The organism is Fictibacillus sp. UD, from assembly GCF_043558025.1.
In the GTDB taxonomy this organism is placed as follows: Bacteria; Bacillota; Bacilli; order Bacillales; family Fictibacillaceae; genus Fictibacillus.
The window spans coordinates 63757-84944 of sequence record NZ_JARUHH010000012.1 but is presented as its reverse complement, the minus strand read 5'-3'; the positions used below and the strand labels follow the sequence as shown (position 1 = coordinate 84944).

Annotated in this window: 15 protein-coding genes and 1 riboswitch; of the genes, 11 read left to right on the top strand and 4 right to left on the bottom strand. The window is 40.1% G+C overall.

The genetic code is table 11. The features are described 5' to 3' along the window. Nucleotides 1–196, top strand: a 196-nt coding sequence (locus tag P8610_RS16010) for a hypothetical protein (RefSeq protein WP_394605224.1), incomplete at its 5' end; no start/stop codon positions are given. Here P8610_RS16010 and P8610_RS16005 read toward each other — a convergent pair. Together P8610_RS16005 and P8610_RS16000 are read right to left on the bottom strand one after the other, a co-directional pair. Beyond that, nucleotides 197–1813, bottom strand: a complete 1617-nt coding sequence (locus P8610_RS16005; protein WP_394605223.1) for an MDR family MFS transporter — start codon at nucleotides 1811–1813, stop codon at nucleotides 197–199. Nucleotides 1814–1884: 71 nt separating this feature from the next. Beyond that, the gene (locus P8610_RS16000; protein ID WP_289495993.1) at nucleotides 1885–2322 is read right to left on the bottom strand and encodes a MarR family winged helix-turn-helix transcriptional regulator; all 438 of its coding nucleotides are present in this window, start codon (nucleotides 2320–2322) and stop codon (nucleotides 1885–1887) included. Nucleotides 2323–2643: 321 nt separating this feature from the next. On the opposite strand from P8610_RS16000, the gene P8610_RS15995 reads away from it, so the two are divergent. Beyond that, entirely contained in the window at nucleotides 2644–3300 is a 657-nt protein-coding gene (locus tag P8610_RS15995; RefSeq protein WP_394605222.1) for an N-acetylmuramoyl-L-alanine amidase, read from the top strand. Here the strand turns inward: P8610_RS15995 and P8610_RS15990 are convergent. After that, the gene (locus P8610_RS15990; protein ID WP_394605221.1) at nucleotides 3297–3659 is read right to left on the bottom strand and encodes a DUF2243 domain-containing protein; all 363 of its coding nucleotides are present in this window, start codon (nucleotides 3657–3659) and stop codon (nucleotides 3297–3299) included. The genes P8610_RS15995 and P8610_RS15990 overlap by 4 nt on opposite strands. Before the next feature lie 131 nt (nucleotides 3660–3790). On the opposite strand from P8610_RS15990, the gene P8610_RS15985 reads away from it, so the two are divergent. From P8610_RS15985 to P8610_RS15965, 5 genes are all read left to right on the top strand, one after another. Beyond that, nucleotides 3791–4621: an STAS domain-containing protein gene (locus tag P8610_RS15985; RefSeq protein ID WP_394605220.1), complete on the top strand. Its 831-nt coding sequence runs from the start codon at nucleotides 3791–3793 to the stop codon at nucleotides 4619–4621. Nucleotides 4622–4942: 321 nt separating this feature from the next. Next, entirely contained in the window at nucleotides 4943–5302 is a 360-nt protein-coding gene (locus tag P8610_RS15980; protein ID WP_289495988.1) for a hypothetical protein, read from the top strand. Nucleotides 5303–5398: 96 nt separating this feature from the next. Continuing rightward, nucleotides 5399–6046 carry a serine/threonine protein kinase gene (locus tag P8610_RS15975; RefSeq protein WP_394605219.1) on the top strand — a complete coding sequence of 216 codons (648 nt, stop codon included), beginning with the start codon at nucleotides 5399–5401 and terminating at the stop codon, nucleotides 6044–6046. A gap of 78 nt (nucleotides 6047–6124) precedes the next feature. Next, nucleotides 6125–6213, top strand: a riboswitch (cyclic di-GMP riboswitch). Between the two features lie 319 nt (nucleotides 6214–6532). Continuing rightward, nucleotides 6533–7477 (top strand): GGDEF domain-containing protein, encoded by a 945-nt coding sequence (locus P8610_RS15970; RefSeq protein ID WP_394605218.1) that lies wholly within the window; start codon nucleotides 6533–6535, stop codon nucleotides 7475–7477. Nucleotides 7478–7567: 90 nt separating this feature from the next. Further along, the gene (locus P8610_RS15965; RefSeq protein ID WP_394605217.1) at nucleotides 7568–8641 is read left to right on the top strand and encodes a GGDEF domain-containing protein; all 1074 of its coding nucleotides are present in this window, start codon (nucleotides 7568–7570) and stop codon (nucleotides 8639–8641) included. Here P8610_RS15965 and P8610_RS15960 read toward each other — a convergent pair. Then, nucleotides 8630–8773, bottom strand: coding sequence for a hypothetical protein (locus P8610_RS15960; RefSeq protein WP_394605216.1), 144 nt, complete (start codon nucleotides 8771–8773; stop codon nucleotides 8630–8632). The genes P8610_RS15965 and P8610_RS15960 overlap by 12 nt on opposite strands. Nucleotides 8774–9310: 537 nt before the next feature. Between P8610_RS15960 and addB the strand changes: the two genes are divergently transcribed. From addB to P8610_RS15940, 4 genes are read left to right on the top strand one after another with little or no spacing between them, the layout of a single operon-like run. Then, nucleotides 9311–12814 carry a helicase-exonuclease AddAB subunit AddB gene (gene addB / locus P8610_RS15955; RefSeq protein ID WP_394605215.1) on the top strand — a complete coding sequence of 1168 codons (3504 nt, stop codon included), beginning with the start codon at nucleotides 9311–9313 and terminating at the stop codon, nucleotides 12812–12814. Then, nucleotides 12811–16551, top strand: coding sequence for a helicase-exonuclease AddAB subunit AddA (gene addA, locus P8610_RS15950; RefSeq protein WP_394605214.1), 3741 nt, complete (start codon nucleotides 12811–12813; stop codon nucleotides 16549–16551). Before addB ends, addA begins: the two co-directional genes overlap by 4 nt. A gap of 15 nt (nucleotides 16552–16566) precedes the next feature. Beyond that, nucleotides 16567–17748 carry an exonuclease SbcCD subunit D gene (locus P8610_RS15945; protein WP_394605213.1) on the top strand — a complete coding sequence of 394 codons (1182 nt, stop codon included), beginning with the start codon at nucleotides 16567–16569 and terminating at the stop codon, nucleotides 17746–17748. Then, entirely contained in the window at nucleotides 17745–21146 is a 3402-nt protein-coding gene (locus P8610_RS15940) for an AAA family ATPase (protein ID WP_394605211.1), read from the top strand. Before P8610_RS15945 ends, P8610_RS15940 begins: the two co-directional genes overlap by 4 nt. Nucleotides 21147–21188 lie beyond the last annotated feature (42 nt).

Genomic DNA, 21188 nt, shown 5'->3' with positions numbered 1-21188 from the left:
GAGAAATACGAGCGCCATCAGAGAAATACGAGCGCCATCAGAGAAATACGAGCGCCATCAGAGAAATACGAGCGCCATCAGAGAAATACGAGCGCCACGCTTAAGACCAATGATAAATTACAAAATGGCTAACAAAAAAGACGGCTGGGAAACGAATCAATCATTCGCCCTTGCCGTCTTTTACTTTATGCTTTAATTACCCCAGCTTTCGTTCAGCTGCTTGTTCATTCGATTCGGTTTTCTCTTCATTAGACGTTCGTAGCGGAATTTCTTTTAAGAAAAAGAAGGTGAGCAAGAACGCTGATCCAATCACGATTGCGCCAGTTAAGAAAACGCCGTTTAAGGCATAACTTAGTGACTCACGCAATATTCCTAAGACTTGTTTAATAAGGCCTAGTGACTCGGGTGGCAACGCGCTAAACTTTTCTAGTATCGCACCTTGATTTAAAAGCACCTGTGGATTTGCCAGCTCTTTTATCTGCTCACCCATCTGAGGTGTAATGTTAGGTGTAGATACCATTAGTTTTTGAGATTCTTTGTTAAAATGGTCAGCTAGGGAATTGTTCATAACACTTCCCATGATCGAAACACCAATTGTACCGCCTAATTGTCTGAATAGCTGTACGGATGAAGTTGCAACACCTAAGTATTTATGTTCGATCGCATTTTGTACAGTCAGTGTAAAGATAGGGAAAGCGATACCTAGTCCTGAACCAACTAAGATCATGTTAAGGATGGCTGTTGTATTTGTCGTCTCGGTATCCATAAAATGCATGCTCGTCATACCGCTTACCATGATGAACAGCCCAAGCATGGCAAGTTTTTTGTACTTTCCAGTCTTCGTTACAATCTGTCCACTTATCGTACTTCCAGCAACCATGGCAAGCGTAAGAGGCATCATCACAAACCCGGATTTTGTTGCAGATGTACCCATTACGCCTTGAATGAAGAAAGGCATATACATAATCGAACCAAACATACCTGCTCCTAAAAAGAAGCCGATGATGTTAGAGACTGTAAACACTTTATTCTTAAACATATCAAGAGGAAGCACAGGGCTGGAGACTCGTTTTTCTGTACGGATGAATAAGAAGAAAGCCACAATGGTTACTGAAAATAATCCGATGATCTCAGGGGATACCCAGTCGTATTGATTGCCTGCCCAAGTAAAAGAAAGCAGAAGGGGGACCATCGTAAGTGTTAATAGAAGAGACCCTGTGTAATCAATGGACTCTTTCTCTTTTCTTTGTACAGACGGAAATAAAAAATAGATAGCTGCAAAAGCAACTAAACCGAACGGAAGGAAAATCCAGAACACCCAATGCCAATGAAAGTGATCAACGATATATCCTCCTAATGTAGGCCCGAACACACTCGCTAATCCGAACACGCTGCTCATGATTCCTTGCCATTTGCCTCGTTCGCGAGGAGGGAACAGGTCACCAACAGCTGTAAAAGCGGTTGACATGATCATTCCGCCGCCAAGCCCTTGTATACCTCGATATGCAATAAGCTCAAGAATGCTTCCAGATACACCGCATAGCAGCGATCCAATTGTAAAAACACCAATTCCTAAAAGGATAAAAGGCTTTCTGCCGTATATGTCAGACAGTTTTCCGACGAGGATGGCCGTAATGCTGGAAGTGAGCATGAAAATTGTAAATACCCAGCTGTAGTATTCAATTCCGCCAAGATCAGCAATGATTTTAGGCAAGGACGTTCCAACGATTGTTTGGTTTAAAGCAGCAAACAGCATAGCCGCCATGATGGAAAGCATAATAATGACTTTCCGTCGCATTTCTAGATGTTCCATTTATATTCCTCCTATTCATGTGATAAATAGTTAATAAAGTGAAGTAATTTCAAAAAGCAAAACTGCTTTAATTAATCCAGCAGTTTTGTTGAAGAAGCTATCATGCGTTTCATGTCTTCATCTGTCAGGTTAGCAAACTTTTTTTCTAAATACTTATTTTTAATTTCATCCATTTTTTTAGCGATTTCTTTACCGTCTTCTGTAATTTCCAGATATACGATTCTGCGGTCTGAATCTGAACGAACACGCTGAATATAGTTTTTTACAACAAGGCGGTCTGTAACTGCGGTAATATGGCTTGACGATACCTTTAATTCATTGGCAATTTCAGATGCCATTAAAGGACTCTGGTTATATAGAGTCTGCAGTACAGCAAATTCGTTGCTTGGAATATAATCCGAATACACTTCGTTCAGACCTTTTCGTAACGTACGGAAAAGTCTTCGTAAACTCATTTCAAGTTCGCGTTCTAATTCATTTCTACCTTGGGATTGCCCTCTATTCTCCATTTTAACACCCTTGCTTTTTGTTTCTTCTATTAGTATATGATAATTTATATTTAATAAGAAAGAAAGTAAAAGGTTTGAGGGGAAGTTAATGATGAAGAATTCAACGTTGTTTTTTGTGCTTTTAGGATTTGGTTTTTTAATCGGAATTGCCTATTGGGTTTGGGCGATTACAACGCAGTCACAACCTGGGGGAATGTAAAAAGGGCTGTTATATCTTACGTTTAATTGGAAAATAACCAAAAAATAAAGAGCCGCTTATGGCTCTTTTTTTGTGTTTAAAAACATTTATAAAGTAGGTGTAAAATTTCTGGAGGTGTAAAGATGAAAGAAAAATACAAAATTACTAATCAATTTATTAAAAATGAATGGAAGCAGCGTCCAGGCGGGAATCGCATTCCTAAATATGCTGTAGCTCATGATACAGGTAACGCTGGTTCAACAGCTCGGCAAAACTATAACTATTTCAATAGCAAGCACTTAGAAGCATCTGCCCATGTTTTCATTGATGATAAACAAATTCTTGTAATCATTCCGTTGAATGAAAAAGCATGGCACGTACGTTCTGATGTCTCTGATGCAAACGAATGGGGAATAGGGGTCGAACTTTGCTACGGTGGTGCCATTCAATTTCAAGAAGCATACAAACGGTATGTTTGGTTTTTTGCTTACTTATGCGAGTTGTATCAATGGGACCCTGACCGTCATATTAAAGGCCACTTTCAACTGGACCCAAAACGGCGAACAGATCCGTTGAATTGTTTTCATCAATATAATAAGACGTTTCCTTACTTTATTGAGGATATAAAATATGAACAAAAGAAACGAACCGTCAATACAGAAGCATTTAATGAGACCATAACATCATCCGGAAAGCTTTTTAAAGTGCAAATCGGGGCATTCTCTTCTCGGGAAAACGCAGAAAAGCTTGCATTGAAAGCGAAAGCAGCGGGGTTTTCTGTTCATATTGATTACATTTAAACCACTATTTTCTCTTTTTTCCACGTGTAGTACACAAGTGCGATTCCGATCAAAACAAACAGAGATTCAAGAAGATTTGCTTCAGGACCGCTGGTAATACGATGTAATTGAAACACCCAGTGAAACAAGATGTTATCTACCGTTAAAAACAAGCCGATCGCAGCTAAAAATCCATGAAAAAACGATGTGCTGTAGCGTTTGAAGATATACAACAGAATCAGAAATAAAATGAAAACTCCTAAAAATACTGCTCCAATTCGTTCGCCTGCTGTCACAGCTTTAAGCTCCCAGGCAAAAGCTCTAATGGACCAGTGAGACATAACAAATAGACCGAATAAAAAGCCGAACCAAATCTTCATAGCAGCTCCTTTCTAAGCTTCAACAATTTACGACATATTTTTTTGAAAATAGGTTTCATATCCATTTAATAATGGTATATAAGTAGGAGGTATGCAATAATTTTTTGTTTATATAGGGGGATATAGATAAAATGGAGCGCCAATTGAAAGAATTGGGGAAAAAGATCATTGATTGTAAATATGATCTGGCGAAGAAGATTGATGAGGTTAAAGTTCAGCATGGAGAAAATCCGCCCGTTCTAACAGATTTTGTGAAAGAACTTCGTGGAGAATTATTCACATATTTTGGAGAAGCATTATATGAAGATTTTAAAACCAGCGAAGAACGGTTTATCAAGTGGGGAAGGAAGAATGGCGAACTTGCGGTTCAGTATGAAGTGCCATTAGATACCGCACTAAACAGTACGAGATTTTATCGGATCGTGCTGTGGGACTTTATCCGAAACGAGATTAACAATGAAAAGTTTTCAGTGGACACTGTTTTAAAAGCTGCGTCAATCATTGATCCGTTTTTAGATGAAACCGTTCATGCTTTTAGTGTAGCCTATGTAGAAAACAATAACAGAGTACTCGGATTGGCAAGAGAAGCCATTGAAGAACTCTCTGTTCCAGTAGTTAGACTGACGAGATCCGTTGCTGTTCTTCCTCTTGTTGGAACGATTGATACTCACCGATCTAAGTTAATTATGGAAACATCACTTCAGAAATGTATGGAACTAGAAGTTGAGCATCTGTTTATCGATCTGTCTGGAGTACCAGTCATCGATACGATGGTAGCTCATAACTTATTTAAAGTGATTAATTCACTTAAGCTCCTCGGTGTAAAAGTTACGTTAAGCGGTATGCGTCCTGAATTAGCGCAAACGGTCGTATCATTGGGGATCAGTTTCGAAGGGTTTTCCATTGCGGGTAACTTGTATCAAGAGCTAGAGGCGATGGGAATCGGTCTTCAAACCAAATAGAAATCCAAAATACCTATCTTTTTTAGATAGGTATTTTTTTCTTGTATAAAAAGAACGTTTGTTCGCATATAATAAATAAAAAAGGAGGTTGCTTCATGACTAGCATGTTTTTAAGATGCATCCAGGAAAGGACTGCGGTGGAGATGATTTACCTTTCGCGAAAAGGGGATATTTCTCACCGAATGATCATTCCATACTCACTTCACGGAAACATAATTAAGGGCTACTGTTCAGTTAGAAAAGAAATCCGAACTTTTCACATAAGAAATATATTATCTGTACAATTTCGTTTTTCGCCTTCTTAAGATTGGAGGAATTGTCGTGCAATACGGAAGCGAAGAAGAGCGTTCGCTCATTGAGAAATTTGTGATGTATCCGATTTTACTCACAGTGTTTAATCGGGACCTGCAAATTATTAACGGCTCTCCATTAAAGTTGAGGCAGCCATATGTCGCATTAATCGAACAGATTATGAATCAAATTAGTAAAGATCTATATGATGTTAGAGTTGAACTCCGAAAAAGAAGAATAAAGGTGATGGATGGCAGGCGTGAAGCAGATATTACTGAATACGAGATCTTCATTAGAGGGTACCGTGAAATCATGAGATTCCCGAACGTTCATTTGAAGAACAAAGCCGAAACGCTTATGCTCTCCTATCTTCATGTAACAGCGGAATAAGCCAGAATGCATTCAGGTTTCCTTTTTCATGCCAACTGTATACAATGAATGCAGAAACATATGATGATAGTAGACCATTAGAAATTGAGGATCCGAATGGAACATTTTATTCAGCTTGCCAGACAATTGAACAGAGAAATCATGATTGAGAGCCAAAGTCCGTTTGATCCGGTATGTCCGGTAAATACACCACATCCTTGGCAGATGCTAGGCTGCGGTAATTACGCGGCTGTTTTTTTACATCCAGAATATCCTGATTATGTCGTGAAAATTTATGGCAGGGACGAACACGGGCTGCTGGATGAGAAGAAAGTATACGAACGTTTAGGCGATCATCCCGGGTTTTCTGTTTGTTATTACACGGAAAGTAGGTTCTTGATTTTAAAACGAATCCAAGGTATTACGCTTTATGACTGTGTGCATAAAGGAATTAAAATACCTGAGCATGTGATTTTTGATATTGATCAAGCCTTAAGTTATGCAACGGAAAAGGGATTGCAGCCTAGCGATGTACATGGGAAAAATGTGATGATTTCGGGTAATAGAGGAATTATTGTGGATGTATCTGATTTTTATAAAAAGGAAGATTGCCGCAAATGGAAAGACTTACGGAAAGCGTATTTTAAGTTTTACAAAAAGACACTTTACCATTTTCCTGTAAAAATTCCTTATTTTGTTTTAAATGTTGTACGGGTAGGGTATAGGTACTATAGGATGTTAAAAATTTCTAAAGACTACAAATGATAGGATAAAATACCTATATAAAATACTGGCTAAAATTACCTATATAGTATATAATATCTATAAATCAATAGAAACCTTTGTTATTAAGGGCAAACCAGTTGAAAAGCTGGGACGCAAAGCTATGGGCCTAAAGTATGGTAGACATGCAATGGCAGCCGGTTGCCAAAGGGAAGCGGACTAATGTTTCGATAGCTGTTGGATCTGGGAGGTATATTCTTAAGAGATGTGTATTTATTGTAAATACATGACCACTTAGGAACAAAACTGACAAAGAGATTCAATGTCTATCAACATTGTATTAATGCTTGAGAGGCGAGAAGGTCGAGGAAGTGAAGTTCAGAGGAGCGGAATGTATACGAATACATGAGCACCGGATGAACAAAACTGACAAAGAGATTCGATGTCTATCAACTTTAATTAAAGCCATTCCCTTTTTGGGTAATGGCTTTTTGTATGTAATTTTTCAGGATTTGAGGGGTTGCAGAAATGGAAAACTTCCAACTAGACTTGCGCACACTCAAAAGAAACTTGTTTTCAAAATTTATGGAGTCTATTCCAACCATGATACATACTCACAAAGAGCATCTCGGACAATATGATGACTTTCATACGTTTCTGAACGGTTTTGTTGAGCAATACGAAAAAATATTAGTGAAGTTTTTACGGGGAATCGTTCATGCGGTTTTTTTGCCGGAAAAACGTTTTGAATTATTTTTAAAACAAGCTGAACAAAAGGCTTTTCGGTCTGGTATTCATTTTTTAAGACATCAGCGTATTCCGCATCAGACACTTGCTTGCTTTACTAATAGCATCAGTGAATCTGTTCTGCAGCAAGTAAAAAAAGAAGCAAAAAATGAATCGCATGTTGTTCAACTTTTTATGTTGGACAGATGGAACCGTATATCACATCGATCAGTTACGGGATTCTTAAGCGGTTTTTCAGCAGAGCAATTTAAAGATTTGAAAGAAATAAGTATTCGTGACCCGTTGACCAACCTTTATAACCGTCGCTACTTCTATGACTGTTTGGAAAAAGAGCTAAAGAAAGCGCACAAACTTAAACTGCCGTTAACACTCGTTATGTTTGATATTAATAACTTTAAACTGATAAACGATGAGTATGGGCATCTTGCTGGAGATGAGATCCTTCAGCAGATCGCTGAGCTTTCAAAACGCTTAAAATTGTTTTCCGGATTTAGATTTGGAGGAGATGAATTTGTATTTCTTCTACCGGGAATTTCAGAAGCGGAAGCGTATATCCTTGTTGAAAAGATAGAGAGTCAATTGATGAATTGGAACAATTCAATTTCACTCGCTTACGGTGCAATAGAACTTCTTGCAGATGCATGTGAAAACATTGATTATTATCTTCAACTGGCTGACGAACGAATGTATACGAACAAACGAGAAGTGAAAACGTGCGAAACGTAAGAATAATATGATGAAAATTGATTTATGTAAAATACAGGAACCGCGTGCTAAGATTTCCTAATATAGCATAGCGTGAAGGAAGATGACTACATGAGAGAATGGTTTGTAATAACGGAACACCGGTCTGAAAACATATCTTCTTTATTGCGATGGTTCTTTTTAGTTCTTTGCATCCCCATTTTTTACTATCCTCCTATTTCAAATGTATTGAACTATGAAACAGATACGTTTCCATTGCTATTGGCGATTGGAATACTATATATGACCTCAACGCAAATCGTATTACATAAATGCCATGAAAAATCCGTGTACTACCGATTTTTTACAAGGGGTGGCATTGTTTTTGACTATATAGCTTATGCTTGGCTCATGCAGCTATCTGGAGGAGCAGAAAGTCCGTTTGTTTCAGTCGGTTATTTAATTGTCATTCATGCAGCTCTTTATTGGAGATTGAAGGGAGCTTTCCTTTTAGGAGCAGCAATTTTTAGTACCCTGATGTTCTTTTTTATAACAGAGAGTGGCTATCAGGACACTATGGCTTCCTTTGAATTTTTTATGAAGAGTTGTTTCTTGTGGCTGATTGCATTATATGGCGGTATCATCGCATCTAAAGAAAGACAGCACTATCTTGAGAAAAACATGTATCAGCTTCAATCCGAACAAGACTATTTAACAGGGTTGCTTAACCACAGAAAGTTTCAAGAAGATGTATTAGAAAAAACAAAACAAAATAAGCCCTTCACTCTTGTGCTTTGTGACATTGACCGATTCAAAAATTTTAACGATCAGCATGGCCACTTGATAGGGGATGAAGTGCTAAAGCTCGTGGGATCAACATTTAAACGGTATATCTCTTTAAAAGACGGTGAAGCTTATCGGTATGGCGGCGAAGAATTTGCGTGGATCTTACATACAGCTAGCAAACATGAAGTGAAAAAGATGATTGAATCCATCAACAGCCACTTAAAGCGATTTCCTTATACCATCGGAAACGAACCGTTACCAGTAACATTGAGTTATGGTATAGCTATTTATAAAACGGGTGAAAAGCCTGCCGAAATGATCCAAAGAGCCGATATGCTTTTATATGAAGCAAAGTCATCAGGAAGAAACACGTTAAAACTGGATACCATCAAAATGGAGGAAAATCAGCTAATGATGTAGCGGTTTTCCTTTTTTATTACGTTTCACTCCTAAAGGATTGTTACTATGAAAGATAGCAAAGAAGCAGTTGATTTCCGTTTCAGGTGCTTGCTTTCCGCGGGGCAGGCGGTGAGCCACATTCGTATGTTTCACATTATGTGTCTCACCTGTCTAGTTGCAGTGGCTAGCCCCTCGAGGTCAAAAGTTAAATGGTCCAGAAGGCAAAGTGCGCCTTACTAGCCCATTCACCTTTTGCTTTTCGGCGCTGAACTTTTTGAACTGCCTGCTTGTCCCGTAGAAGTCGGCAACATTAAGCTACAACCAACTTATGAACTTCCAACTAACAATCCTAAAAAAAGCGCACTAAATATTGTTGCTCAAGACATCACTGACAAGTTGATTGTAGTGTAAGACGCGAGACTCCTGGGGAATCAGTGTGACAGGTGAGACACCTAAGGGCGCATAGCGCCGAGGTGGCTCACCGCGCACCCCCCGGAAAGCGAGCGTCTGAAACGGAGATCAACCACTTCCAGAGCAACTATGTATACACAAAAAAACATTTCTTTTAAGAAAGCTATCCTTTAAATACCAGCTGTAAGTACTCGTTTTTGAGGATACGAGCCTTTGCCGTCCTACTAGATTATGAGATAATAGAATCAGAATATATGTACGGAACAGGGGATGAACAAAATGAGTTTGCAATATATATTGGGACGATCCGGCAGCGGAAAGTCCCACTCTGTCTTTATGGAGATTCAAAGAAAACTTAAAGAGAATCCATCCGGAAATCCAATCATCTATCTCGTGCCAGATCAGATGACCTTTCAATCAGAATACAAGCTTTCATCCACCCATGGATTATCAGGCATGATGCGTGCGCAAGTGTTTAGTTTTTCGAGACTTGCATGGCGTGTTCTTGGTGAGACCGGGGGCATGACAAGAATGCATATCACCTCAACAGGCATAAGAATGATGCTTCGGAAAATTATTGAACACAAAAGAGAAGAACTGAAAATATTTAAAAAAGCATCAGAACAAAGCGGATTTTACGAACTGCTTGAGCTCATGACAACAGAGCTGAAACGTTATTGTGTGAGTTCAGAAGACCTTACGTGGAACGCGGAAACGCTCACTTCCCTAGGTCAAAAAGAGAATAACAAGAAGGTGCTTCAAGACAAACTTTCAGATCTCAGCATCATCTCAAGTGCACTTGAACAAGCACTCGCTGGCAAATATCTTGATTCTGAAGACTATTTAAGACTGCTTCAAGAGAAGCTTCCTTATGCTGAGAGTATTAAGAATAGCGAAATTTACATAGATGGATTTCATTCTTTTACACCTCAAGAGCTCGAAGTTGTGGCAGGTTTAATGGCACATGCAAAAAAAGTCACGATTGCACTTACAACAGATGAATCCATTCAACTAGATACAGATCCGCATGAACTAGACACATTTCACATGACAAAAAAGACGATTGGAGTTCTCGCTGAGCAAGCGAAAGAACTCAATGTGGAAATGGAAGAACCGATCTTCCTTCGCGAAAATCCTAAATTCTCTTCTCGGGCGATTGCTCACATTGAAGAGCAATATGACAGGAGACCTGCTGTTCAATCATCGGACTTTGATGGGATTCATGTTGCAGCTGCTGTAAATGTAAGATCAGAAGTAGAAGGTACAGCAAGAAAGATTGTGGAGCTTGTAAGAGATCATGGATATAGATATCGTGATGTAGCCGTTACAGTCCGAAACGCTGGAAGCTATCAGACACTTATTGAGACCGTTTTTTCAGACTATGGAATTCCTGTTTTCCTGGATCAAAAAAAGTCCATGCTTCATCATCCGCTCATTGAACTCATTCGTTCCTCTTTAGATGTTGTTTTAAAGAATTGGCGGTATGAAGCCGTTTTTCGTGCGGTTAAAACAGATATGCTCTATCCGCTTGATGAGATCAGAAAAACAACCTCTGAGATGAGAAGGTGTATGGACGAACTCGAAAACTATGTATTAGCGCTCGGCATTCAAGGCAAGAGATGGACAGATCCTAAGCCTTGGAAATATAAAAGATTTAGAGGATTTGAGTCAGAAGACTTCGGTAAAACAAGCCGCGACGACGAAAAAGAACAACTGATCAATGATTTGCGGGACATGATTGTGTCTCCTCTAAGTCGTCTATCAAAAGGCCTTTCAAACAGCAGAAGTGTTATCGATTATTGTAAAACCCTTTATCAGTATTTAGAAGATCTTCATGTCCCCATGAAACTTGAGCGCTTAAGACTGCAAGCAGAGTCTTCAGGGAAACTTAGGGCAGCATCTGAACATGGCCAGGTTTGGAACGAAGTGTTAGGTCTGCTTGATGAAATGGTAGAACTTACGGGTGAAGAAGAACTGTCAAAAGATACATGGATGCAGATGCTTGAAACGGGGCTTGAAAGCATGAAGTTTGCCCTTGTTCCGCCATCATTAGATCAAGTTTTAGTTGGAACGATGGAGAGATCAAGATTTACCGACGTAAAAGTTAATTTCGTACTTGGTGTAAACGATGGTGTGATTCCTCTTAAGCCAAAGGACGATGGTTTGTTATCAGAAGACGAAAGAGAAGCGCTTGAACGAAATGGAGTTGTTCTTGCGCCGACATCACGAAGGAAACTGCTCGATGAACAATTTATGATTTATCTTGCGTTAACAAATGGCAGTGATCATTTGTTTGTTTCGTATGCACTGGCAGATGAGGAGGGCAAGACACTCCAGCCATCAATGGTTATTCAGCGGCTGCGTGATCTTTTTCCGAAGTTAAAGGAAGAGCTTTATCAAAATGAACCAGTTCATAACGAGGATATTGATTTTGTGCAGCATCCTGTAAAGAGCATCTCCTTTTTAAGCACACAGCTGAGAGAATGGAAAAAAGGGTATCCGATCTCAACCGTTTGGTGGGATGTTTACAACTGGATTATTACAAATGACCAATACGGCCATTATGCGAAAAGAGCTTTATCAAGTCTGTTTTATTTTAACCGAGAAGCACCATTAAGCTCTTCAGTATCACAGGATCTGTATGGTGAAAAGATCTTGACGAGTATTTCAAGGATGGAGCTTTTTCAGTCTTGTCCGTTTTCACAGTTTATGTCGTATGGATTAAAACTAAGAGAACGTCAAATGTACAAACTCGAAGCACCAGATATTGGGCAACTGTTTCATGCTGCGTTAAAACAGATGAATGATGCCCTTCAGCAAAGAAGAGTTTCTTGGGGCGATCTTTCAAAAGGTGATTGTTACAGGCTGGCAGGAGATATTGTAGAACTGCTCGCACCGCAGCTTCAGCATGAGATTCTTTTAAGTTCGAACCGTCATCTTTATATAAAAAAGAAGCTGAAAGAAGTCGTTGGAAAGGCTTCGCACATTTTAAGCCAGCATGCAAAAGCGAGTGGTTTTACTCCTGCTGGTCTTGAACTGGCATTCGGAGCTGGCGGAACATTGCCACCGCTGATTTATAAGTTACCGAACGGAACAACGATGGAAGTGATTGGACGCATTGACCGTGTCGACACAGCAAAAAGCTCTAAAGGACTTCTTATGCGTGTTATTGATTACAAATCGAGTTCAACAGGACTGAACTTAGCTGAGCTGTATCATGGAATCGCACTGCAGATGTTAACGTATCTCGATGTAGCTGTAACACATTCGCAAAATTGGCTTGGCGAAGAATCCGTGCCGGCAGGTGTTTTGTACTTCCATGTTCATAATCCGATCCTAAATGAAAAGAAGCTTCTAAGTGTGGAAGAGATTGAAAAAGAAGTGCTGAAGAAATTTAAGATGAAAGGTCTTGTACTTGCAGAGCAAGAAGCCGTTCACCTTATGGACAGTACGATGGAGGACCGATCTTCCATCATCCCTGTAGCTTTAACACAAAAAGGATTTCACAAATCGCATTCTTCCGTTGCTACAGCCGACCATTTTCATACGATGAGAAAGCATGCCAGGAAAATGGCAGTGAATAGCGGCGCAGGCATCACAAGCGGTGTTATTGATATCTCGCCATATGAAATGAAGAAAAAAACACCTTGTACATTTTGTTCGTATAAACCTGTCTGTCAGTTTGATCAGACACTTGAAGAAAATCAATATCGAGAGCTTCGACCTGAAAAAGATGAAGTTATCTTAGAAAAAATGCAAGAGGAAGGAGGAAACCTCAATTGAAAACATTAATTCCTAAACCTGAAGGTGCCACGTGGACGGATGAACAGTGGCAAGCGATTCAAGCAAGAGGCGAAAATGTACTTGTTGCTGCAGCGGCAGGATCTGGTAAAACAGCAGTTCTCGTAGAACGCATCATTACGATGATCCGCGAAAAGACTGCAGATGTTGATAGACTGCTTATTGTTACGTTTACAAACGCAGCAGCAGCTGAAATGAGAAAACGGATAGGGGAAGCAATTGATAAAGAATTGTCACAAAACCCTTCTTCTCTTCATTTAAGAAGACAGCTGAATCTGATAAACAAAGCTTCTATTTCTACACTTCACTCATTTTGTATTGAAGTGCTACGCAAGCATTATTATGAAACCGATCTTGACCCGGGTTTTCGTGTTGCAGAAGAAACGGAAGCAGAACTTATTCGTCAAGAAGTGATTGAAGATCTTTTTGAAGAAGAGTACAGCAAGGGAGAAGACCATATTTTTTATGAAGTGGTTGATGCGTACAGTTCTGACAGAAATGATATGGAACTTCAAAAGCTTGTGCTGTCTCTTTATGATTTTGCAAGAAGTCATCCTGATCCTGACGGCTGGCTCGATCAGATGGCCGAAACGTACCAAGTGCAAGCATCTTCTATTGATGAACTTCCTTGGACGCAAGAATTACTGGCTGACATTTCGATCCAGGTAGAAGGGCTGCGTGCGTTGGCGCAAAGAGCACTTGAATTCGCGCAAGCCCCAGGAGGTCCTCTTGCTTATGCAGAAACGCTGCAAGAAGATCTAGCTTTTATTAACAGAATATATGGGGCAAAGAATAGCTGGAATCAGCTTTATGAAGAATTTCAAACCTACGCTCCGCCTAAGCTAAAAGCTGTTCGCGGAAAAGATGTAGATGAAGAATTAAAGAATAAAGTTAAATCGATGAGAGACACCATTAAGAAACGAACTAGCGCTCTAAAAGCAGATTACTTTGACAGACACCCTGATTCTTACATTGTTCACATTGAAGAGATGGCGCCGATCGTCAAGGAGCTCTCTTCTTTAGTAAAAACGTTTGGACAAAGATATCGCGAAGCAAAGCGGGAAAAGTCGCTTGTAGACTTTGGTGATCTGGAGCATTATTGCCTTCACGTGTTAAAAGGTGAAGGATCAACGATGGATTTCCCCGTTCCTTCAGATGCAGCATTAGAGTACCGTAATCGATTTGTAGAAGTGTTAGTTGATGAATATCAAGATACAAACTTTGTGCAAGAATCCATTGTTCGTTTAGTGTCCAAAGATGGAGACACAGGAAACATGTTCATGGTTGGTGATGTGAAACAGTCGATTTATCGGTTTCGTCTTGCTGAACCTCTTCTGTTTTTATCTAAGTACAAGCAGTTTTCAAAAGAAGGCGGAAGTGGCTTGCGAATTGATCTAGCCAAAAACTTTAGAAGCCGAAATGGCATTCTGCAAGCTACCAACTATTTGTTCAGACAAATCATGAACGAAACGGTTGGAGAGATCGAATATAGTGAGGATGCTGAACTGAAGCTTGGTGCGAGCTACTATCCAGAACAAGATGGCAATGAGCCTGAGCTGATCCTTATTAATAAAAGCCAGCATGTTGTTGATGAAGAAGGCCTAGAGAGCGGTGAAGTGGAAAAATCAGAGCTTGAAACCGTTCAGCTTGAGGCAAGAGTGATTGCAGAAAAAATTAAACAGATTGTGGGGACAACAGGAAACTCTCCTCATCTTGTTTTTGATAAAAATACGAAATCAATGCGTCCAGCTAAATATAAAGACATTGTCATGCTGTTCCGGGCAACGTCTGTGTGGGCGCCTGTCATTTTAGAAGAATTTAAACAGCAAGGCATACCAGCTTATGCTGAACTTTCGACTGGCTATTTTGACGCTACCGAGATTCATGTCATGATGTCATTGTTGAAAGTAATTGATAATCCTTTACAAGACATACCGCTGGCAGCTGTTCTTCGCTCACCGCTAGTAGGCATGACCGGTGAAGAGCTTGCTGTCGTAAGGTTGAAGCAGAAGCAAGACAATTACCTTGGTGCCGTCGAGCTATATTCGGCAGAAGGAGAAAATCCTCAAATTCGCGGGAAAGTTTCACGGTTTTTGCAGCAGCTGGAATTGTGGCGTCATCAAGCACGTCAAGGATCTTTGGCTGATCTTATATGGGACATCTACCGCGAAACAGGTTATTTTGATTATGTTGGCGGGCTGACTGGAGGAAAACAGCGTCAAGCCAACTTGAGAGCACTATACGATCGTGCAAAAATGTATGAAAGTACATCTTTTCGGGGTCTGTTCCGCTTTCTTCGCTTTATTGAGAGAATGCAGGAACGCGGGAAGGACCTTGGAGCAGCAAGAGCTCTTGGTGAGCAAGAAGATGTAGTTCGGGTGATGACCATTCATAAAAGTAAGGGTCTCGAGTTCCCTATCGTTTTCGTAGGAGGAATTAACAAACAGTTCAATACAAGAGATCTGAACGAGAAAGTTCTTCTTCATAAAGAACTTGGTCTTGGAACTCAATATATCAATCCTGAATATCGCGTTGCCTATCCAACACTTCCGAAGCTGGCAATTGCGGGCAGAAAGAAAATGGAGCTGATTGCAGAAGAAATGCGTGTGCTGTACGTAGCACTTACACGTGCTAAGGAAAAATTGTACTTAGTCGGTACAGTTAATGACATTGAAAAATCTGCTAATGCCTGGAGTGATTCTCTTTACGAAGAAAATTGGATGCTGCCTGACTTTGAACGTGCCGGAGTAAAAAGTTATCTAGACTGGATTGGAAGAGCAGTCATACGCCATAAAAATGCTGATCCTCTTCTTTCTGTTCTTGGAACAGGGGAAAGAGGCAGAGGCGAAGTTTATATGGATGATACCGATTGGAAGATTACGATTCTTCCAGCAAGTGAATACGAAGAGTTAGAGATGGAAGAAAAGCAGAAACAAGAAGAGTTATTAGCAAATCTTGAAAACAACGAACCAGTAGATTCTGTTAGTGAACATTTTGCTGAAATCAAGAGACGATTAGAATGGGGATATACACATAAACTCTCAACGTTTACCCGTTCGAAGCAATCTGTAACTGAAATCAAAAAACAATATCAAGCAGATGAGTACAGCTCGACGGATTTAGTTAAAGCCGCTCAGCAAGTGATTCATGAACGGCCGAGATTCATGCAAGAAACTCAGTTAAATGCTGCTGAAGTAGGTACGGCCATGCATATGGTCATGCAGCACGTTGATTTTACAAAAGCTTCCTCAATAGAAGAGCTTCAGGAACAGCTTGCTGAAATGGAAGCGAAAGAACTTCTTACAGCAGAACAAGCTGAATACATTCAGCTTTCTCAAATTCAACAGTTCATTGAAGGGCCGCTTGGAAAAAGAATCATAGAGAACGGTGATTTTAAGAGAGAGATCCCGTTCAGCATGGCGCTTCCATTGTCTGAGATTCAAAGGAACTGGGATGGAGAAGAAGAGCATGTGCTTGTTCAAGGAGTGATTGACGGCCTGCTTGAAGAGGAAGATGGTTTCATATTGATAGATTATAAAACGGATAAGATCACAAACCGTTTTACAGATGGCTTTTCTGGAGCAAAAGAAACGCTTTTAAATCGTTACGAAATGCAGCTTACGCTTTATTCAAAAGCGATAGAAAGAATTTTAAAGAAGCCTGTCAAAGAACGCTACCTATACTTTTTTGACGGTGGACACATTCTACAAGTGAAATAATAAGGGGGGATTACAATGCGATTGCTTCATACCGCAGACTGGCATCTCGGGCGTTCATTGGAAGGCAGAAGCAGGCTGGCTGAACAGCAAGCTTTTTTGGACGAACTGGTAGAGATCGTGAAAAGCGAAAAGATTGATGCCGTACTAATGGCTGGAGATGTGTTCGATACGGTGAACCCTCCTGCTGCTGCAGAGCAAATGTTTTTTGATGCAATAGCAAGAATCAGCAGAAAGGGAGAGTGTCCCTTTATTGCGATAGCAGGAAACCACGATCATCCAGACAGATTGGCTGCCTCGTTTCCGCTTTCAAGGGAACTTGGAATTACGCTGGTTGGACTGCCAACATTAGAATTGCAGCGGATTCCGATTCAAAAATCAGGACAGATGCTTGAGATCGCAGCACTTCCCTACCCTTCTGAATCACGCCTGAAAATGCTGTTAAGTGAATCGTCAGAAGAGCTGGATGTTCGAACGCAATATGATGATTGGGTCGATTCATATTTTAAAAAAATCACATCTAACTTTCAGCCAGGTAACGTGCATGTCGCAATGAGTCATCTTTATGTAGCAGGAAGCAAAGAAACGGATTCAGAGCGTCCTGTTCATATTGGAGGTGCGTATACAGTAGCGGCTGAAAGTCTTCCCAAATCCGCTCAATACGTAGCGCTCGGACACCTTCACCGACCACAGATCATTAAACGTGCGAAAACAGAAGCACGTTATTCAGGTTCACCACTTTCTTACAGCTTCTCTGAAAGTGGTCAAGCCAAATCGGTGTCAATTGTTGATGTTGAACCGGACGGTAAAGCAAAGGTGGAAGAGATTTATCTAGCTTCTGGTAAGCCGCTTGTCACTTGGGAAGCGAAAAATGGGGTTTCAGAAGTATTCAAGGGTATTGAAGAGGGAATGCATCACAATTGCTGGATTGATTTATCTATTCATGTAGAAGATGCACTCTCGATGGAGGAAATTCAGAGACTTCGTAAAGCACATGACGGAATTGTTCATATTAAACCTGTTTTTAAAGAAACGGTTGGTGAGCAGATAGCTGTTTCTGCACAAAAACTGCCTGTAGATGAACTGTTTGCAACTTTTTATAAAAGACAGACAGGCGGAGCTGTTCCAGATGACCATTTAATTTCTCTTTTCTTAGATCTCGTTGGTGAAGAAGGCACAGAAGGAGATGAAGCAGGATGAGACCGATATCATTAACCGTTTCAGGATTGCAAAGTTTTCGCGAAGCGCAATATGTTCCGTTTCATGAACTGTGTTCAGGTGGTGTCTTCGGTATTTTCGGACCGACAGGAAGCGGGAAATCGACGATCCTTGATGCAGTGACATTAGCACTGTATGGAAAAGTAGAACGTGCGGCGGGCGGAACACATGGCATCATGAACCAAGCGGAAGACAAGCTTTCAGTTTCTTTCTCGTTTCAATTAGGAGAGGGTGCTCAGCAAAAGGAATATACAGTAGAACGTTCTTTTAAAAGAAGTGGAGAACATACGATTCGAACGAGTACATGCAGACTGATTGAAACAGTGAGTGAGGAATCTGTCGTTCATGCGGATAAAGAAAGAGATGTTACTCGTCTTGTCCAAGAGCTGATCGGACTTACGATTGATGATTTTACTCGTGCAGTCGTATTGCCTCAAGGTAAATTTGCTGAATTTTTATCATTAAAAGGTGCCGATCGAAGACAGATGCTGCAGCGGCTGTTCCAGCTTGAAAAATATGGCGATGTATTAAATCACAAATTAAAGAAAAGATCAGATGAACAAAGAAACCGAAGTAATGAGATTACAGCTGAGCAGGCTGGTTTAGGTGACGCTTCTTCTGAATCATTAGAGAGCGCTGCTATTGCTTTAAAAGAGAAATCTGAAAAACTGAAGAAGATCTCAGAGCGGATGCAACAAGAAGATGAGAACGTGAAATCATTGGAATTGTTCTGGGAAGCTCAAGTTCAGCATGAAAAACTGATGAAAGAACAGAGCGAATTAAAAAGTCAGCAAACGGACATGGAGCTTCTGCAGGTTCAATTAAAACGTGCTGTACACGCTGATAAAATCTATCCTTATGCCAATGAGTGGAACGCTTCGGTTTCTGCAGAAAGAAAGATCTCTGATGAACATGAAGAACTTAAAAAACGTAAAGAGAGCCTAAAGGTATTATTTTCAGAGTCAGAAGAAAAGTACGAAGCTGCTAAGAAGAAAAGAAATCATCAAGAACCGATTCTTATTGAAAAACGCAGCAGTTTAAAAGAAGCGTTTGACTGGGAAAAAGAGCTTGATGATAAGAGCCGGGCATTAAAAAGAGAAGCAGAAAAACATGATGCATTCGTTAAAGCATATAAAGAAAGTGAAAAAGCAGAGACCGATGCGTCTGATGTTCTAAAACGAGGAAAAGACAAACAGACAGCCTTAAAAACGGAGTTATCCAAAATTGAGGTTACTCAAAAAGATCGAAGCATTTATCAGCAAGCCATCCTCTTATCACAACGTTTAAAAGATGTTGAGGCAGAACACCAAAAGCTATTAGGTGAATTGACCGCAACAGAAAGCGAACTGAAAGAAGTTGAACAAAAGAAAGAAAGTATTCAAAAAGCTCTTTCAGAAAGCTTTGATAAAGGGGAAAAATTAACCAACAGCATTCAGCGGTTATATGACGAAATTTGGAACAGTGTGCGCAGATATGAGCAGTTGACCACTTCTCTTCAAAATGAACTTAAAGAGCGAAAAAGCAAGCAGGAGCAAGTACGTATCCATCATTTGGCCGCACAGCTTTCCGCGGAACTAAAAGAGAACGAACCTTGTTCTGTCTGCGGCTCGACGGTGCATCCTTCGCCTATACAATATATGAAGGATACAGAAAATCATGAAGAAGAGATCCAAGAGTTAGAGACTGCCTATGAAGTGTTGAAGAGGCTCGATTATGATCTGAAGCATAATAGTGAAGTGCTTGAAAAATCATCTCAAAAAGTGTGGAACAGACTCGATTTAGCAGCCGCAGAAACTGCAGCTTCAAATCAGAGTATGACGATTGATGAAATAGAAAAGTCAGTTGCGTTTTCGTTTCTTGAATTTGAAAACCACACTGCAAAAGTGAAGGGTATCCAACAAGACAGAATCCAGCTGGAAGAACAAGTAGATTCTTGGTTAAACCAACTAGATGATGAGCAAAAAAAATTGGAGCGTCTTTCTTCAACGATCGATAACAGCTTAAAACAAAAAGAAAAATTAGAAAACCAAATTTCATCCTTAACTGAAAAGAATGAAGAGCTTCTGTCAGAATGGAAACAATCGGCCATTCCATTTGAACCAGACATGCTTACAGATGAACAGAATCAATTTCAAATCAGGGAAAACCGGCAAGCTGATATATTAAAAAGTTTAACTCTAGCTGAAGAATTTTTGGAACAGCAAGCAAAAAAACTGGAGTCGGCGAAAGAAGAAAAATCGAGATTGCATAGCGCGATGAACGTCTCTTCCAGTCAACAAGAGATGCTAAAGCAAGATGTCCAAGCTATAAAGGATAAGATTTATAAAAGAGTCGGCGATCAGACCGTTCAAGACGCATTTGAAGAAATAGAAAAACAACTGAACGATCTGAAAAGTAAATATTCGCTTGCAGAACAAGGTTATGAAAAGGCGAACCATCAGTATTTAGAATGTGATAAAGCTTATCATTCTGTTGTTCAGCAGCTAAAAGATGCTCAAATAAGAAAAGAAAAAGCAGAACATGAATGGAACAAGCATTTGAACTCATCAGATTTCCGTTCCTATGTAGAATTTGAAAGCTGTTTAAAAAACGAAGAGGTTCAAATCAAATGGGAGCATCAAATTACGCAATATCAAGATAAATGTAAAACAAATGCTTCTGCACTTGATGAAATCAAAGGAAAACTGCCATCTGAGCTGCTTTCCATTGAGCAGGTGCAGTCTGCAAAAGAACAGCTACTTACGTTAATTCAAGAAACAAATGATACACGTGAAGCAGTAGGAGAAGCTAGACAAATCTTCATAACGATTGAGAATAACCATAAACGATACAATGAACTTCAAGAGGAGAAGGATAAAGTATCTCATCTATTGGAGCAATTGGGCAAACTTCAAAGTGTGTTTCGTGGTAATGCCTTTGTGGAGTTTATGGCAGAAGAGCAGCTTCATCATGTAACACGTGATGCGTCCAGCAGATTGTCGAAGCTTACGAGAGGACGATACGCCATTGAAGTTGATTCCAGTGGTGGTTTCGTTATTCGAGATGATGCAAATGGAGGGATCAAGCGACCTGTTACTTCTTTGTCTGGCGGTGAAACGTTCTTGACATCACTTTCACTTGCACTTTCGCTGTCAGCCCAAATTCAGTTAAGAGGGAAGTTTCCGCTGCAATTTTTCTTCTTAGATGAAGGATTTGGTACTCTTGATCAAGAGTTGCTTGATACGGTAGTAACAGCACTCGAAAAAGTACAGATGGAAAACTTCTCAATTGGAGTCATTTCACACGTACCCGAATTAAAAGCACGATTAACAAAACGATTAATCGTGGAACCAGCCGAGCACTCAGGCAGAGGAACAAGGGTCAGACTCGATCAGGTTTAAAGAAACAGCAACGATTATGACAAAAAGGCTTAAGGGGATATC

Excerpts from the sequence above, each read along its gene's own strand:
- P8610_RS15990 (WP_394605221.1), bottom strand. The coding sequence starts at position 3,659 with ATGAAGATTTGGTTCGGCTTTTTATTCGGTCTATTTGTTATGTCTCAC.
- P8610_RS15940 (WP_394605211.1), top strand. The coding sequence starts at position 17,745 with ATGAGACCGATATCATTAACCGTTTCAGGATTGCAAAGTTTTCGCGAA.
- P8610_RS15975 (WP_394605219.1), top strand. The coding sequence starts at position 5,399 with ATGGAACATTTTATTCAGCTTGCCAGACAATTGAACAGAGAAATCATG.
- P8610_RS16005 (WP_394605223.1), bottom strand. The coding sequence starts at position 1,813 with ATGGAACATCTAGAAATGCGACGGAAAGTCATTATTATGCTTTCCATC.
- P8610_RS15970 (WP_394605218.1), top strand. The coding sequence starts at position 6,533 with ATGGAAAACTTCCAACTAGACTTGCGCACACTCAAAAGAAACTTGTTT.
- addB (WP_394605215.1), top strand. The coding sequence starts at position 9,311 with ATGAGTTTGCAATATATATTGGGACGATCCGGCAGCGGAAAGTCCCAC.
- P8610_RS15945 (WP_394605213.1), top strand. The coding sequence starts at position 16,567 with ATGCGATTGCTTCATACCGCAGACTGGCATCTCGGGCGTTCATTGGAA.
- P8610_RS16000 (WP_289495993.1), bottom strand. The coding sequence starts at position 2,322 with ATGGAGAATAGAGGGCAATCCCAAGGTAGAAATGAATTAGAACGCGAA.
- P8610_RS15985 (WP_394605220.1), top strand. The coding sequence starts at position 3,791 with ATGGAGCGCCAATTGAAAGAATTGGGGAAAAAGATCATTGATTGTAAA.
- P8610_RS15995 (WP_394605222.1), top strand. The coding sequence starts at position 2,644 with ATGAAAGAAAAATACAAAATTACTAATCAATTTATTAAAAATGAATGG.
- P8610_RS15965 (WP_394605217.1), top strand. The coding sequence starts at position 7,568 with ATGAGAGAATGGTTTGTAATAACGGAACACCGGTCTGAAAACATATCT.